Raw genomic sequence first — 16,221 nt, forward strand, 5'->3', positions numbered from 1 at the left:
ATCTCAGTAGGAGAGCGGAAGCGGATGGCGATGCCTGACAAGCGCGGGCAAGGCGCAAGGAGGCCGCATGGCGGCGCCATGCAACGACGCGCAACGCCGCCCCCGCTTGTCAGGCGCGCCAGCAGCGACGCTCTCCTACTGAGATAGGTGCCCTAAGTATAACATCGGGCTGCTTGCCAAAAACCGCCGCGCAGGCCCGTTTCGCTGTGCCCGCAACAAGCTGCCATGGGCGCTCCGGTGGTAAAATCCGCGTTTTTGCACGGACCGCCCGCCATGACCGCTACCGCCCCACTTTCCTCCCTGTCGGCCCTGTCGCCGCTCGACGGCCGCTACGCAGCGAAGACCGACAAGCTGCGTCCGATCCTGTCCGAAGCCGGCTTCATGCACCACCGCGTGAAGGTCGAGATCGCCTGGCTGCAGGCGCTGGCGCAAGCGGGCTTCGACGAGATCAAGCCCTTCTCGAAGGAAGCAAGCGCTCACCTCGACGTGATGGCGGCGAATTTCAGCGAGCGCGATGCCGCCCGCATCAAGGAAATCGAAGCGGTCACCAACCACGACGTCAAGGCGGTCGAATACTGGCTCAAGGAGCAAGTCAAGGACGTGCCGGAACTGGTCGCGGCCAGCGAGTTCATCCACTTCGGCTGCACCTCGGAAGACATCAACAACACCTCGCACGGCATGATGCTGAAAGCCGCGCGCGACACCGTCATGCTGCCGGCCCTGCAAGGCATCATCGCCAAGCTGACGGACATCGCCCACACCAACGCGGCGCTGCCGATGCTCTCGCGTACCCACGGCCAGACGGCCAGCCCGACGACGCTTGGTAAAGAATTCGCCAACGTCGTCGCGCGCCTGCAGCGTGCGGTGAAGCGCATCGCCGACGTCGAGATCCTCGGCAAGATGAACGGCGCCGTCGGCAACTACAACGCCCACCTGTCGGCCTATCCGGGCTTCGACTGGCCGGCCTTCTCGAAGGATGTGATCGAGTCGCGCCTGGGCCTGACCTTCAATCCGTACACGATCCAGATCGAGCCGCACGACTACATGGCGGAAATGTTCGACGCCATCGCGCGCGCCAACACGATCCTGCTCGACCTGAACCGCGACATCTGGACTTATGTGTCGCTGGGCTACTTCAAGCAAAAGCTGAAGGCGGGCGAGATCGGTTCGTCGACCATGCCCCATAAAGTCAACCCGATCGACTTCGAAAATTCGGAAGGCAACCTGGGCCTGGCGAACGCCGTGCTGCGCCACATGGCGGAAAAGCTGCCGGTCTCGCGCATGCAGCGCGACCTGACCGACTCGACCGTGCTGCGCAACATCGGCGTCGGCTTCGGTTACGCCCTGCTCGCCTACGACAGCTGCCTGCGTGGCCTGAACAAGCTGGAAGTGAACGCCGCCCGCCTCGAAGCCGACCTGGAGGCGAGCTGGGAAGTGCTGGCCGAGCCGGTGCAGACCGTGATGCGCCGCTACGGCATCGAGAACCCGTATGAGCAGCTGAAGGAACTGACCCGCGGCAAGGGCATCACCAAGGAGGCGCTGCGCGAGTTCATCAACACGCTGGCGGTGCCGCAGGAAGCCAAGGACCTGATGCTGCAGATGACGCCGGCGAATTACGTCGGCCTGGCGGCGCAGCTGGCCAAGGCGATTTAACTCTTCAGGTTCACATAAAAAGCCTGCATCCGAAACGATGCAGGCTTTTTTATTCATGCGGCTGATGTGTAACGTAGGGTGGACTCCTGAGTCCACGCGGTGCAAAGCAGGCGGACTACGTACGGTATTTCGAACCGGAACCGTGCGTACGCGTGGACTCGGGAGCCCACCCTACGATGCATTCCCGCCGCCGGTCAATTCTGCCAGACCAGCTTGACCGCCACCGTGCGCGGCACTTCCGAACGCGTCGCGATGCCGCCGTATTCGGCATGGCTGCCATTCAGATTCATCCCCGCCACCGACAGTTCGAGATTCGGCCGCAGGCGCCAGCCGAAGCGCGCATCGAGGGCGGTGTACGAGGGCACCTCGCCGATATCGAGCGCCGCGACCTTGCGCACGGCCACTTCCAATTCGCGCGCCGCATCGATGCTCCAGGTCGAACGCAGCTGCAGGCTGTGGGCGGGATCGAAGCCGGCGCGCAGCAGGCTGCCCGCGTCGTTGCTGCCCTCTTTCAGGGCGAAGCGTTCGCGCATGGTCGTCAGCCCGCCCGACAGGCGCCAGGACTTCGTCGCCTGGAAACTGCCCCACATCTCGAGGCCGAACACGTGGCCCTCCGACAGGTTGGCGAAACTGACCGCGGTGCGGCTCGGCGCCAGTTCCTGGGTGCGCAGGTGGTCGTAATCGCTGTAGAACAACGTGGCCGAATACGACAGGCGCGGCAGGGGCTGGCCGCGGTAGCCCAGCTCGAAGACCTTGGCCACCTCCGAGCGCACGCCCTCGCCGCCGGCGAGGACGTAGGGCGGGCGGCCGGGGATATAGGTGTCGGCGTCGATGCGCGAGGGTGCGCGCACGGTGCGCGAGACGGCGGTCCAGAACGCGTGTTCGGGCGCGGCGCTCCACGACAGGCGCGCGCTGGGCAGGAATTCGGTGCCCGTGTAATCGTTGCGCTCGACGCGGGCGCCCAGGGTCGCGCGCAGCGTCGGCATGAGCGCGATTTCGTCCTGGGCAAACAGGCTGAGCCAGGTCTGGCTCAGGCGTTCCGGCAGGAAGGCGACATATTCGCTGCCTTGCACCCGATCCCAGCTGTGGCGGGCGTTCGCGCCCCAGGCCAGGCTGTGCCTGCCGATGGCCGGCAGGGTGTGCTGGACCTGCAGGTCGACGATGTCGAGCGACTCCGTAAAGGTCGGCGGCACTTCGCGCCGGGTGTAGTCGTAATAGAACTGGACGTCGACCTTGCCGCCGTCCTGCAGCGCATGCTGCCAGCCGCCGGTGAAATTCACGCCCTCGGTATCGACCGTGGCGAGGCCGGGATTGGTGCCGGAGACGGCGATCGTGCCGGGCCGGGGCTGCTCGAACTTGCCGCGGTTGACGTTGCCGTTCAGGCTGAAACGGTCGGCGCCGCGCTCCCAGTCGGCGCGAAAGCCGACTTGCCCGGAATGCCAGGCGTCGTCGACCGGCGCGCCGCTGGCCAGCTCGGTATGCGAGCGTCCCTGGGCCTTGCCGTAGGCACGCCAGCTGCCGTCCTCCATGCGCCCGCCCTGGCGAAAGGCGATGTCGCCGCCGTTGTTGGCGCCGCGCAGCACGGCCAGGCTGCCCTGGGTCTCCTGCGCCGAGCGTGTGGTGATGTTGATCACGCCGTTCACCGCGTTCACGCCCCACAGGGTGCCGCCCGGACCGCTGACCACTTCGATCCGTTCGATGTCTTCGAGCAGCACGTCCTGCACGTCCCAGAACACGCCGGAAAACAGCGGCGTGTACACCGAGCGTCCGTCTATCAGCACCAACAATTTGTTCGGAGCACTGTTGCCACCGCCATTCAGGCCGCGCGCCGTGATCGCATAACCGGCGCCGTTGACTTGCGCCACCTGCAGGTTGGGCGCCAGGCGCAGTGCTTCGGGCAGGGTGGCGGCGCCGGAGCGGCGGATGTCGTCGGCCGTGATGACGAAGACGGACGCAGGCGCATCGAGCAGGCGCTCCGGCTTCTTCGACACCGAGGTCACCTGGATATTGGCCAGTTCTTCGATCGACAGGTCGGCGAAGTCGGCCCCTTGCGGGTCGGCGGCATGGGCCAGGCTTGCCAGCGCACCGGCAAGCAGCAGGACCAGTGCGCGCGGGCCTGGGTGGCTGGGGAAACAATTGTACATACGACTCCTCGACAGGGATGCCTTCTGATCTGGTGCGCGCTGGTGTCGATTTTACATTTGAGCGCCACTCTGCTGTGCACGTTTAACATTCCATGCTAGTGTACGAAAAGAAACATCTGCTGGCGAGCGGCGTACACGCTTTTTTGCTATAGTTTTGTTCTAGTCAGTACTAAGACCACCCTATGCAGCGCTACTCTCTCCCCGCGATCGTCCTGCACTGGTTGATCGCCCTCCTGATCATCGGCACCTTCACGCTGGGGCTGGTGATGACCGACATTCCCGGGCTGACGCCGACCAAGCTGCGCTATTTTTCCTGGCACAAGTGGGCCGGCGTCACGGTATTGCTGCTCGCCACGCTGCGCCTGCTGTGGCGCCTGCGCAGCACGCCGCCCGCCTATCCCGCCGCCATGCCCGCCTGGCAGGGCCGCGCCGCCCACGGCCTGCACGCCCTGCTCTATGTACTGATGTTCGCCGTGCCGCTGTCCGGATATTTCTATAGCCTCGCCGCCGGCGTGCCGGTCGTGTATTTCGGCCTGTTCCCGCTGCCAGTCCTGATCGAAGCCGACCCGGCCCTGAAACCCGTGCTCGGCGCCCTGCACTACTGGCTGAACATGGGGCTGGCCGCGCTGGTGGCGATCCACGTGCTGGCTGCATTGAAACACCTGCTGATCGACCGCGACGGCATCATGAGCCGCATGCTGCCTTTTTCGACCAAACAAGGAGTCACCAAATGAAACCTCTGCGCGCCCTGGCGCTTGCCTCGCTGTTCGCGTCCGCTGTTGCAACTGCTGCAGTCCTGAAAACCGACCCGGCAAAAAGCAGCGTCGCCGCCGTTTTTAAACAGATGAACGTGCCGGTCGAAGCGAAATTCAAGACCTTCACCGCCGCCATCGACTACGACGCCGCGCGCCCGGAAGCCGCCAAGGCCAGCGTCGACATCCAGACTGCCAGCATGGACCTGGGCGACGCCGAATACAACCGCGAGGTGGCAAAGAAGGAGTGGTTCAATACGGCCCAGTTCCCGAAAGCGAGCTTCGTCTCCACCTCGATCAAGCCGGCCGGCGCCGGCAAACTGAACGTGGCCGGCAAGCTGACCATCAAGGGCAAGACCGCCGACGTAGCCTTCCCGCTGACGGTAAAAACTGAAGCCGGCAAACAAGTGTTCGAAGGACAGTTGCCGATTAAACGCCTGGCTTTTAATATCGGCGAAGGCGAGTGGAAAGACACCAGCATGGTCGCCGACGAAGTTGTGATCAAATTCCGCGTGACTGCGGGAAATTAAACATTCATCCACCAAGGGACATACATGAAACTCAAGCTTCTGATTGCCGCCACCCTCGCCACCAGCGCCGGTTTCGCCTGCGCCGCCGCCGACACCTACAAGATCGAACCGAACCACACCTACCCGAGCTTCGAAGCCGATCACATGGGCATCTCGGTCTGGCGCGGCAAGTTCACCAAGACCGACGGCACCATCACGCTCGACCGCGCCGCGAAAACCGGCAGCTTCGACATCACGGTGGACATGAACAGCGTCGATTTCGGCCATCAAAAGATGAACGAACATGCGAAGAAGCCGGACATCTTCGACGTCGCCAAGTACCCTACCGCCACGTTCAAAGGCAGTAAACTGCGCTTCGAAGGCGAGAACCTGGTGGCCGTCGAGGGCGACTTCACCCTGCACGGCGTGACGAAACCATTGACCCTGAACATCGCCAAGTTCAAGTGCATCCAGCACCCGATGCTGAAACGCGAAGTCTGCGGCGCCGACGCCCACGGCTTCTTCCTGCGCAGCGACTATGGCGTCAATTTCGGCCTGCCGAACTTCTCGCCGGAAGTGCGCCTGGCGATCCAGGTCGAAGCCGTCAAGCAGTAAGCACCGCGCCGGCATAAAAAAGCCCCGCTACCGTAAGGCAGCGGGGCTTTTACTTTTTAGAGCTCGTTCAGACGTGGATTAACGGCCGTCGCGGTCCGCATCGCCCGGAATGGCGCGCTCGACCTTGTGCCATGCAGCGCGGCTGGCTGCCTTGGCCTGGTCCCACGACAGGCGCGAGTTGCCGCGGCTGGTGTTCCAGTCGTCGGCCAGGTAGGACTCGTTCTGCTCGTAGCTGCCGGTGTAACGGCCTTTGCCGTTGTAGCCCAGCGCGTAAGCAGGCGCGTAGTCGTCGTAGGTGTAGCCCGGGGTGTAGTACGGCTGGGTCTGGTAGTTGTCGCGCCAGTGGGCGTCTTCCGCCGCTGGGTTGACCAGGCCGCCGACGCCCTTGCCGGCCATGCCGCCGAGCGCGGCACCGACGCCCGCGCCGACCACTGCGCCGACCGGGCCACCGACCGCGCCGACCGATGCGCCCGCCAGCGCGCCGCCGCCGGCGCCCACGCCCGTGGCCAGGTGATGGTCGCTGCGCTCGTCGCCCGGCTTCGAGTTGACGGCTTCGCCGGCGCCCTTGCCCGCTGCGCCGCCGGCCAGGCCGCCGATCACGGCACCTGCCGCCATGCCGACCGGACCGGCAGCGGCACCGACCGTCGCGCCGGCAACTGCACCGCCGGCACCGCCGACACCCTGCGCCAGATTATGTTCGTCCAGGCGGTCGTCGCCTTTCGGATTCACGACTTCGCCTGCGCCACGGCCTGCAGCGCCGCCCGCCAGGCCGCCGACGACGGCACCCGCCGCCATGCCGACCGGGCCGCCCACGGCGCCGAGTGCGGCACCGGTGGCTGCACCGGCGCTGGCGCCGACGCCCTTGGCCAGGTGGTGTTCGTTCAGGTCGTCACCGGTTTTCGGATTGACGACTTCGCCCACGCCCTTGCCGGCCATACCGCCGGTGATGCCGCCGATGGCGGCGCCTGCGACGGTACCGATCGGACCGGCTGCCGAACCGATGGCAGCGCCGGCCAGCGCGCCGCCGACGGCGCCGACACCGGTGCCGATCACGTGCGAAGCACCGTGTTCATTGAACGAACGCTCGAAGTGGGCAGCGTCTTCGTCGGTGCGGGCATTCACGCCCATCACGATGCCGCCGCTCTTGATGCCTTCTTCATAGTGTGCTGCGCGTTCTTCCGGAATGCCTGCGCCGATCAGGGCGCCGATCAGGCCGCCGGTGATGCCGCCGGCGCCGGCACCGGCCAGTGCGGCGGCCAGCGGGCCGGCCACGACCAGGCCGAAGCCCGGCAGGACCAGGGTGGTGCCGACGGCGGCGATGCCTGCCAGGACGGCGCCGATGGTGCCGCCGATACCGGCGCCGATGCCGGCGCCTTCCGCAGCCTTGCTGCCGAGTTCAGTATCGGTATCGGCGAAATGGGTGGTGCGGGTCGAATCCGACATCATCAGGTTGACGTCGTCCTTGGTGTATCCACGGTCCGAAACCGTGCCATAAGCGCGCTCTGCGCTGGCGCGGTCGGGGAACAGGCCGGTGACCATGCGCGAATTCTGCTTATTGGTGTCGTAGCTCATGATGTATCCCTTTCAAAGTTGTCGTGGTGCGGTCAAGTCTTGCAACAAATCGGTTGCCAGTAGCCGAACAATATGCCCCGTCCTATTGCCCTTCTGTTCGATGACGCACCCACTTCAGGACATTCCAAAGCGGCAAGAAAATCGTCGGAAAAAACATGCGGAACGCGATTTGCAGATTCGTCGTCTAACGTTCGTTGCCGCACCGACCCGCTGTACCGTGAGTCCGTAGACTTTTTCACATGGCCACCGCAATCAATTGGCCTCGGGTAGGTTTTTTTTACTATGAGGAGGAACTAAAATGCTATTCATCATCTGGATCGTCGTCGGTGGTATCCTGGGCTGGCTTGCAAGCATGGTCATGAAGACCGATGCGGAACAAGGCATGATTCTGAACGTCGTGGTCGGTATCATCGGCGCCTTCCTGGGCGGCTGGTTGCTCTCCCCACTGTTCGGTACTGGCACTATCAATTCGGATGACTTCAGCGTGTCGTCGCTGCTGGTTTCGTTCCTGGGTGCCGTCATCCTGCTGGCTATCGTCAACCTGCTGCGTCGCGGTCGGGTACGTTAATCAGTGTTTGGCCCCACATAACCAACGCTTCCACGCGTTGGTTTTTTTTCGCCTGAAATTTTGAGAATTGCCCTATGCGCGCCAGTAAAGTCACGATTTCGATTACCACCTGCATCCTGACGCTCCTCGTCGGCTTTCTGGCGCTCAATTTCATGCCGGCCGAGAAGCAGATCGAGACCCAGCTGACGCGCCAGTACGATGTCCACGACGCCCAGTTCCGGCGTTCGATGGGCGTGCTGCTGGGGCCGCCCATCATCGAGGGCAACCAGGTCGAGACCCTGCTCAACGGCGACCAGATCTTCCCGGCCATGCTGGCGGCGATCCGCGGCGCGCAAAAGACGATCACCTTCGAAACCTATATCTACTGGTCGGAGACGATCGGCGAAGAATTCTCCGCGGCGCTGGCCGAGCGCGCCCGCGCCGGCGTGAAAGTGCACGTGATGCTCGACTTCATCGGCAGCATCAAGATGACGGACGAAGCCATGCAGAAAATGCGCGACGCCGGCGTGCAATTGCAGCGCTATCACAAGCCGGCCTGGTGGAAACTGGCGCGGCTGAACAACCGCACGCACCGCAAATTACTGATTGTCGACGGCGTGGTCGGGTTCACGGGCGGCGTCGGCATTGCCGACCAGTGGCGCGGCAACGCCCAGGACGAGGATCACTGGCGCGACACCCATTTCCGCGTGCAGGGCCCGGTGGTCGGCCAGATGCAGGCCGTGTTCACCGATAACTGGCTGAAAGCCACCGGCGTCGTGCTCGACGGCCCAATGTATTTCCCGCCGCTGCAGGCGGTCGGCAGCATGCCGGCCCAGATGTTTTCCAGCTCGCCCACCGGCGGCAGCGAAAGCATGCACTTGATGTACCTGATGGCGATCACGGCAGCGCGCACCTCGATCAACATGTCGGCCTCCTACTTCGTGCCGGACGAACTCACGATCCGCGCCCTGATCGCCGCCGCCAAGCGCGGCGTGAAAGTGCGCATCATCACGCCGGGCAAGGAAATCGATTCCGACGTGGTGCGCCTGGCCTCGCGCGAGCGCTGGGGCGATTTGCTGAAGGCCGGGGTCGAGATCGCCGAATACCAGCCGACCATGTACCACGTAAAAGCCCTGATCGTCGATTCGCTGATGGTATCGGTCGGCTCGACCAACTTCGACAACCGCTCGTTCAGCATCAACGACGAGGCGAATTTGAACGTGCTCGACGCCGATTTCGCGAAGGCGCAGGACACCATTTTCGACCAGGACTGGCAGCGCGCCCGCCGCATCACCTATACGGCCTGGCAGAACCGTTCCTGGACGGAAAAACTGAGCGGGGAATTTGCGTCGCTGTTCGGCTCACAGCTGTAAAGACGGCCAGGAAATATCGGTTGACGAGCTAGGCAGGGATTACGGATACTCTGGGCTGCTCCGCGGAGCCATATGTATCTCCAACCCTTCCTGATCGATCGCGAATGAAAAAGACCCTCCTCTCGCTGGCCATCCTGACCAGCTTCGCCGCACAAGCGGACGAAGGCATGTGGATGCCGCAGCAGCTGCCACAAGTAGCCCAGCAACTGAAAGCCGCCGGCCTCGAGCTCGATCCGGCCTCGCTGACCAAACTGACCGAATTCCCGATGGGCGCAGTCGTGAGCCTGGGCGGCTGCTCGGCTTCGTTCGTCTCGCCGCAAGGCCTGGTCGTCACCAACCACCACTGCGTCTATAACAGCGTCGCCGTCAACTCGACCCCGCAGAAAGACCTGCTGGCCAACGGTTTCCTGGCCAAGACCCTGGCCGAGGAAGTGCCTGCTTCGCCGGGCAGCCGCGTGTTCGTGACCGAAGAAGTGACCAACGTCACCGACCAGATCATCGACAAGAAAGTCGCCAGGCTGACCGGCAAGGCGCGCATCGACGCGATCGAAAAGAACCAGAAAGAAATGGTCGCAGCCTGCGAAAAGACCCCGGGCTACCGCTGCACCGTGGCCAGCTACTACGGCGGCCTCGAGTTCTACCGCCTGAAACAGCTGGAAATCCGCGACGTGCGCCTGGTGCACGCGCCACCGGCCGGCGTCGGCAAATTCGGCGGCGATACCGACAACTGGATGTGGCCACGCCACACCGGCGACTACGGTTTCTATCGCGCCTACGTGTCGAAAGACGGCAAGGCTGCCGACTATTCGACCGACAACGTGCCTTACGTGCCGAAGCACTTCCTGAAAGTCGCCACCGAAGGCTCGAAGGAAGGCGATTTCATCATGGTCGTCGGCTACCCTGGCCGCACCAACCGTCACCGCCTGCCGTCGGAAGTGCAGTACACCTTCGACTGGAACTACCCGGCCTTCGTCGCCGCTTCGGGTGACGTGCTCGCCATTATCGAGCGCGAAACCAAGAACGACCCGGCTGCCAAGCTGAAGTACGCCGGCCAGATCGCGGGCGTCAACAACTACTACAAGAACCGCAAGGGCATGCTGACCTCGTACGAGAACAGCGACTTCCTGCAGCGCAAGACCGCCGAACACAATGCGATGAAGGCCTGGGTCAACGCCGACGCCGCCCGCAAGAAGCAGTTCGCCGGCGACATCGAAGCCGTCGAAAAGCTGATCGCTGAGCGCGACAGCCACACCAAGGAAGGCTTCTACCTGGGCTACGCCCAGCCGCGTTTCCTGAGCTCGGCACGTACCCTGTACCGCCTGGCCAACGAGCGCACGAAACCGGACGCCGCGCGTAAATCGGGCTACCAGGACCGTGACATGGCGCGCATGACCTCGGTCATCACCGGCCAGGACCGCACCTACGACGAAAAAGTCGACAAGGCACTGGTCCTGCACTTCCTGACCAAGTACCTGGCCCAGCCGGCCAAGGAACAGGACACGGCCTTCAACACCGCCCTCGGCATTCGTTCGGGCATGAGCCAGGACGAACTGAAGGCCGCGATCGACAAGGTCTACGCCGGTTCGAAGCTGGCCAACAAGGAAGAGCGCACCGCGTGGCTGAAGAAATCGCCTGCCGACTTCAAGGCCAGCGACGACAGCTTCATCAAGGCAGCCGTCGCCATGTATGACGCCGACCTGAAGGACGAAGCAAAAGCCGAAGAACTCGGCGGCAAGATCCAGAAGGCCTATTCGGGCTACATGAAAGCGAAGATCGCCTACATGAACAGCAAGGGCCAGGCCGTCTACCCGGACGCCAACGGCACCCTGCGCGTGACCTTCGGCAAGATCGCCGGCCGCGACCATGGCGCCGACGGCACCGGTTCGTGGACCGCGTTCACCACCGTCAAGGGCGTGGTCGCCAAGCACACCGGCGAAGGCGAGTTCAACGCGCCTACCGCCCAGCTGGCTGCGATCAAGAACAAGGACTTCGGCAAGTACGTCGACCCGGTCCTCAAAACGGTGCCTGTGAACTACCTGGCGACGCTGGACATCACCGGCGGCAACTCGGGTTCGGCAGCACTGAACAAGCGCGGCGAGCTGATCGGCCTGGCTTTTGATGGCACCCTGGATTCGATCATCTCCGACTGGGACTTCAATGCGGCCAACACCCGCGACATCCAGGTCGATGTGCGTTACATGCTGTGGAACATGAAGCACGTGGACAAGGCGGATAACCTGCTGAAGGAAATGAACGCGCTGTAATCTGGCGAGGTGCTGCGGCACCTCTTCAACAGCGAAAGCCACGCTGCCGCAAGGAGCGTGGCTTTTTTTCGCCTTGTTGGATAGCAACGACAGTTAAAATATTTCCTTGTTACAAGATTAAATACTGAGAAGAATCATCAAGTCCTGGATTAGACTGAACTCATCCATTCCGATTTTTTCGATTTTATCGTCTGTCCAGGAAAGCCAGTATCATGTTCAACCAACTCAAGATCGGCGCGCGCCTGACCGTCTGCTTCAGCATCCTCGGCATGCTGATGCTGGCCCTGGCCGCGATTGCGCTCGTGCGCATGGCGGACACGGCGCAGACGGTCGCCGAAGAAAAGAACATCCGCACCACGCAACTGGCCCAGCTGTATAAGCTGCGCGAAGCGCTCGGCCAGACCGGCATCGCCGCGCGCAACGCCTACATCTACGAACGCGAAGAAGATGCGCTGCGCGAGCTGGGCGTGCTCGACGAGCAGCGCGCGATCTACCTCGACAGCCTGAAGCGGCTGGAACCGCTGCTCGCCGGCCAGCCCGACTTCGACAAGGCCAACGCCGGCCTGAAGGCGATGGCCAATGAGCTGTCGCGCCCGCGCCAATACCGCAGCGCCGGGCAGATGAAGGAATACGGCGTCTTCCTGGTCGACGAATGCAGTCCGCTGCGCCGCCGCATCGTCGCCGACCTCGACGTCGTCATCGGCGGCATCGAAACCACCTTGAACGGCGCCGGCGACAAGGTCGACCAGGTGCTGGAACAGTCGAAGACCATGATCGCGGCCATCACCCTGCTTGCGCTGCTGATCGGCGCCGTGCTGGCCTGGCGCGTCACCGCCAGCATCGTCGTGCCGCTGGTGCGCGCGACGAGATTCGCGGAAGCGGTCGCGGTGGGCGATTTGCGGCGCAGCATCGATGCCGGCTCCAGGGACGAGATCGGCAGCCTGATGCGCGCCCTCGGCAATATGCGCTGCGGCCTGGTCGAGATCGTCAACGGCGTGCGTTCCGGAACCGAAGCGATGTCGATCAGCAGCAGCGAAATCGCCTCGGGCAACCAGGACCTGTCGGCGCGCACCGAGGCCTCGGCCAGCTCGCTGCAGCAGACGGTATCGACCATGCACTCGCTGACCGAGACGGTCGGACGCAACGCCGCCGACGCGCGCTCGGCCAGTTCGCTGGCGGCGCAAGCCTCGCTGATCGCCGGCAAGGGCGGCGCCATCGTCGACGACGTCGTCAAGACCATGGGCGACATCACCCAGGCCTCGGGCCGGATCGTCGAAATCATCGCCACCATCGACGGCATCGCCTTCCAGACCAATATCCTGGCCCTGAACGCCGCGGTCGAAGCGGCGCGCGCCGGAGAACAGGGCCGCGGCTTCGCCGTGGTCGCCTCGGAGGTGCGCCAGCTGGCCCAGCGCTGCGCGAGCGCGGCCCAGGAGATCAAGGGCCTGATTCACAGCTCGGTGGCGAAAATCGAAGACGGCACGGTCCTCGTCGACCAGTCCGGCCTCACCATGAAGGAATTGCTCGGCAGCGTGCAGGACGTGAACGCCCTGATCGAGCGCATTGCCGCCGCCAGCGACGAGCAGGCTGCGAGCGTCCGCGAAATCAATGTCGCGGTCGACCATGTGGACAACCTGACCCAGCAGAATTCCTCGCTGGTGGAACAGGCGGCGGCTGCCGCCGAATCGATGCGCGAGCAGGCGCAGGCGCTGGCGCAGCAGGTACGGGTGTTCCAGCTGGCGTAAGCGGTGCGGGCGGCGCTATTTCGCGCCGCCCAGGAAGCGTTCTTCCTGGCCCGGCGCGGGCAGCGCACAGTATTCGTACTTTCCAAACAGCTTGTAGCGGTTCAGGGCGATACGGTCGTAGAGCCAATTCCTCAGCCTCCTGGGGATCGGCTTGAACACGAGGGCCGCTTTCCAGGGCAGGCCGAGCTCTCCCATCACGGCGAAGAAGGCATCGCTCTTGTCGAAGGCGCGCCCGCCGTGCACGACCAGCATGGTGTCGTAATAGTCGGTCGGATAATTGAAATGCGCCAGGATCGCCTTGCCTTCCGGCGACTGGACGCTGGCCAGCCTGAACCGGCGCCGGTGGTCGTGGCGCATCAAAAAATTGCTCCACGCATTGCACAGCTTGCAGACGCCGTCGAACAGGACGACGTTTTCGTGCTCGCCCAGGTAGGGAATTTTTTGCATCGTCCTCACACCAATCGATCGTTCAGGCCGCCTTCGCCGACAGCAGCTTGCGCACCGCCGCCGCCAGTTCCTCGCGCGCGTACGGCTTGCTGAGCAGGTTCACGCCTTCGTCGAGGCGGCCGTTGTGCATCACCGCATTCTCAGTATATCCCGAGGTAAACAGCACACGGATGCCCGGATGACGCGCGCGTGCGCGTTCGGCCAGGACGGTGCTGCTCATCGCACCCGGCATGATCACGTCGGTAAACAGCAAGTCGATGCGCTCTTGCGCCTCGAGCATGGCCGCCGCCGCGTCGGCGCTGGCGGCGCTGAGCACCTTGTAGCCGAGCTGGGTCAGCATGGCGCCGACGTTGTCGCGGATCTCGGCTTCGTCGTCCACCACCAGGATCGTCTCGTCACCGCCCTGCACCGGCGCCGCTGCCTCGCTCTTGCGCGCGCTCGCCGCCTCGTCGGTGCGCGGCAGCAGGATATTCACCGTCGTGCCCGCGCCGGGTGCGCTGTCGAGGTCGATATGGCCGCCGCTCTGCTTGACGAAACCATAGGCCATGCTCAGGCCCAGGCCGGTTCCCTTGCCCACGCCCTTGGTCGAGAAGAAGGGTTCGAAGGCACGGGCCTTGACCTCTTCGGGCATGCCGACCCCGCTGTCGCGCAGCGCCAGGTGCACATATTCGGCGCCGTCGCGCAACGTATTGGCAACGGAAACGGCCAGCACGCCGCCTTCCGGCATCGCATCGCTGGCATTCAGGACCAGGTTCAGGATCACGTTTTCCAGCTGTTGCGGGTCGGCTTCGACGTTCCAGGCATCCGGCGCGATCTCGTAGCGCATCTCGACGCGCTCGCCGACCGCGCGCTTGAGCAGCAGGTCGATGCCTTCGAAGACATCGTCCAGCTTCAGCGCGCTCGGCTGCAAGGGTTGCTTGCGGGCAAAGGCAAGCAGCTGCGCCGACAGCTTGGCGCCGCGCCGCACGGCCGTCTGCGCCAACTGGCAGCGCTCCTGCACCTTGGCGTTGGCGACGGCCAGCATCTTGATCAGGTCGAGGTTGCCGTTGATGATGTGCAGCACGTTATTGAAATCGTGGGCGACGCCGCCGGTGAGCTTGCCGATGGCTTCGAGCTTTTGTGCATGCATCAGGGCCGTTTGCGTTTCTTCCAGCGAGCGGGTGCGTTCCCGCACCAGGCTCTCCAGGTGCGTTTGATGGCGCTCCAGTTCGACACGTGCGAGATGCTGCTCGGTCACGTCCTGGCCCTGGATGAAGATGCCGGCAAGCGCCCCGTCCGCGCCGATGTTCGGCTGGAACAGCACGTCGATGTAGCGCGTTTCGCCGGCGCCGTCGGGGCCGCGCCGCAGCACCAGTTTCATGCCGTTTTCCACATGCGGCCGCTTGCTGTGGCTGACGCTGTCGATCAGCTCGAACCAGTGCTGCCCCTCGAGTTCCGGCAGCGCCTTGCGGATCGGCAGGCCGACCAGCAGGCGCGCGCCGACCAGGCGCGCGAAGGCCGCGTTCACGATCTGGATGTGGCAATGATCGCCGCCCAGTACGACCACGAAACCGGGCGCCTGTTCGAATAGGCTCAGCAGGCGCGCGTGCTGGCTCTCCAGCCGCTCGTTGGCTTGCGCCAGCAGTTCGGCATGCTGCGCGGCGCGCAGATACACCCGGTTGATTTCCTTCAGGTACAGGCCCAGCATTACCAGCGCCGCCAGCAGCGCATTGATGCGCCCGACGTACCAGCCGACCGACAGGCGCGTGCCGCCCGCCATCGTGATCGCATTGTCGAAGGCCAGCGCCACCATCGCCACGCCGATCCAGGCGCTGATCGGCGTCTTGAAACGGGTCGCACGCCACAGCATGGCCAGGGCGGCCATGATCACGGCCTGGATGAAGGGCGCGTAGCCGCTGTGCGTGATGCGGTTGAAGTCGCCCGCCACGTCGACCACCGGCAGCAGCGGCTCGAAACGGGTCACGCCAAGGAGCGTGACCACTACGGCCGCGCCGGTCCAGCTCAGGCAGCGCCGGAAAGCGGCGCCGGTATCGGCAACGCGCAGGCCGGGTGCGCGCAGTTCGGCCAGCGCATAGCAGAACAGCATGCCGGTCGCGCTCAGGTGCCAGAAGAACCACAGCCAGCTGGTCGTCTGCCCGCCGCCCAGCAGGCGCACATTCGGAACGAAGGCGCCTGGCACGGACAGGAACTGGGCCAGCAGGATGGCCGCCGTGTACACCGAGCCGCCCCACAAGTACAGCATGGCGTATGTACCCGTCTGCTTGAAGTAGCCGTACAGCAGATAGGCGGCGACGCTATAGGCGCCGATGATGGCGGTCTGGTAGGACGGCAGGAAGGACGGAATGGCGGGCCATTTATGGGCCGCGATCGGCATCAGGAGCGCAGTCAGGAGCGCAATCGCAAGGGCGGCCAGCAATGCCTGGCGCTGGAAAGGCAACAACTTGCCTGCGGTCTGGCCTGCTCGAGGAAGGGTGGAAGCGGTCTGGGTCATTGCTGTACCTGAAGTGCTGCGGTGAAAGCAAGATCCGGTCGCTGCCGACGACGGTTCAAACGTGACACCGTCCTTGCGAAATGTTGCAGGGTATCACCCTTTGGCATAC

12 protein-coding genes are annotated in these 16,221 nt (G+C 64.0%); 8 read left to right on the plus strand and 4 right to left on the minus strand.

The genetic code is table 11. The features are described 5' to 3' along the window. The first annotated feature begins 273 nt into the window (after positions 1-273). On the plus strand, positions 274-1,653 hold the full coding sequence (gene purB, locus ACFPQ5_RS06845) for an adenylosuccinate lyase (RefSeq protein ID WP_379752652.1): 1,380 nt from the start codon (positions 274-276) through the stop codon (positions 1,651-1,653). 194 nt (positions 1,654-1,847) lie between these two features. Here purB and ACFPQ5_RS06850 read toward each other — a convergent pair whose 3' ends face one another. Beyond that, on the minus strand, positions 1,848-3,797 hold the full coding sequence (locus ACFPQ5_RS06850; RefSeq protein ID WP_379752654.1) for a TOL_0244 family TonB-dependent receptor: 1,950 nt from the start codon (positions 3,795-3,797) through the stop codon (positions 1,848-1,850). Positions 3,798-3,979: 182 nt separating this feature from the next. Here ACFPQ5_RS06850 and ACFPQ5_RS06855 point away from each other — a divergent pair, with 182 nt between their 5' ends. The 3 genes from ACFPQ5_RS06855 to ACFPQ5_RS06865 are packed head-to-tail and all read left to right on the plus strand — an operon-like array spanning position 3,980 to position 5,673. After that, the gene (locus ACFPQ5_RS06855; RefSeq protein WP_379752656.1) at positions 3,980-4,531 is read left to right on the plus strand and encodes a cytochrome b; all 552 of its coding nucleotides are present in this window, start codon (positions 3,980-3,982) and stop codon (positions 4,529-4,531) included. Further along, on the plus strand, positions 4,528-5,079 hold the full coding sequence (locus ACFPQ5_RS06860; RefSeq protein WP_379752658.1) for a YceI family protein: 552 nt from the start codon (positions 4,528-4,530) through the stop codon (positions 5,077-5,079). Before ACFPQ5_RS06855 ends, ACFPQ5_RS06860 begins: the two co-directional genes overlap by 4 nt. A 24-nt stretch (positions 5,080-5,103) precedes the next feature. After that, on the plus strand, positions 5,104-5,673 hold the full coding sequence (locus ACFPQ5_RS06865; RefSeq protein WP_379752660.1) for a YceI family protein: 570 nt from the start codon (positions 5,104-5,106) through the stop codon (positions 5,671-5,673). 78 nt (positions 5,674-5,751) lie between these two features. On the opposite strand, the gene ACFPQ5_RS06870 is transcribed toward ACFPQ5_RS06865, so the two are convergent. Then, positions 5,752-7,245, minus strand: coding sequence for a hypothetical protein (locus ACFPQ5_RS06870; RefSeq protein WP_379752662.1), 1,494 nt, complete (start codon positions 7,243-7,245; stop codon positions 5,752-5,754). Between the two features lie 298 nt (positions 7,246-7,543). On the opposite strand from ACFPQ5_RS06870, the gene ACFPQ5_RS06875 reads away from it, so the two are divergent. The 4 genes from ACFPQ5_RS06875 to ACFPQ5_RS06890 all read left to right on the plus strand — a co-directional run bounded on the left by ACFPQ5_RS06875 (position 7,544) and on the right by ACFPQ5_RS06890 (position 13,174). Then, positions 7,544-7,813: a GlsB/YeaQ/YmgE family stress response membrane protein gene (locus tag ACFPQ5_RS06875; protein WP_056336677.1), complete on the plus strand. Its 270-nt coding sequence runs from the start codon at positions 7,544-7,546 to the stop codon at positions 7,811-7,813. Between the two features lie 74 nt (positions 7,814-7,887). Further along, the gene (locus ACFPQ5_RS06880) at positions 7,888-9,165 is read left to right on the plus strand and encodes a phospholipase D-like domain-containing protein (RefSeq protein WP_379752664.1); all 1,278 of its coding nucleotides are present in this window, start codon (positions 7,888-7,890) and stop codon (positions 9,163-9,165) included. 104 nt (positions 9,166-9,269) lie between these two features. Then, positions 9,270-11,429 (plus strand): S46 family peptidase, encoded by a 2,160-nt coding sequence (locus ACFPQ5_RS06885; protein ID WP_379752666.1) that lies wholly within the window; start codon positions 9,270-9,272, stop codon positions 11,427-11,429. Positions 11,430-11,641: 212 nt separating this feature from the next. Continuing rightward, positions 11,642-13,174 carry a methyl-accepting chemotaxis protein gene (locus ACFPQ5_RS06890; RefSeq protein ID WP_379752668.1) on the plus strand — a complete coding sequence of 511 codons (1,533 nt, stop codon included), beginning with the start codon at positions 11,642-11,644 and terminating at the stop codon, positions 13,172-13,174. A 15-nt stretch (positions 13,175-13,189) separates the two neighbouring features. On the opposite strand, the gene ACFPQ5_RS06895 is transcribed toward ACFPQ5_RS06890, so the two are convergent. Further along, a complete protein-coding gene (locus ACFPQ5_RS06895) occupies positions 13,190-13,621 on the minus strand; it encodes a thiol-disulfide oxidoreductase DCC family protein (protein ID WP_379752670.1) in 432 nt (143 codons plus the stop codon). Positions 13,622-13,643: 22 nt separating this feature from the next. Further along, positions 13,644-16,112: an MASE4 domain-containing protein gene (locus tag ACFPQ5_RS06900; protein WP_379752672.1), complete on the minus strand. Its 2,469-nt coding sequence runs from the start codon at positions 16,110-16,112 to the stop codon at positions 13,644-13,646. Positions 16,113-16,221 lie beyond the last annotated feature (109 nt).

Source organism: Massilia suwonensis, assembly GCF_042655665.1.
GTDB classification, from domain to species: Bacteria; Pseudomonadota; Gammaproteobacteria; order Burkholderiales; family Burkholderiaceae_D; genus Telluria; species Telluria suwonensis.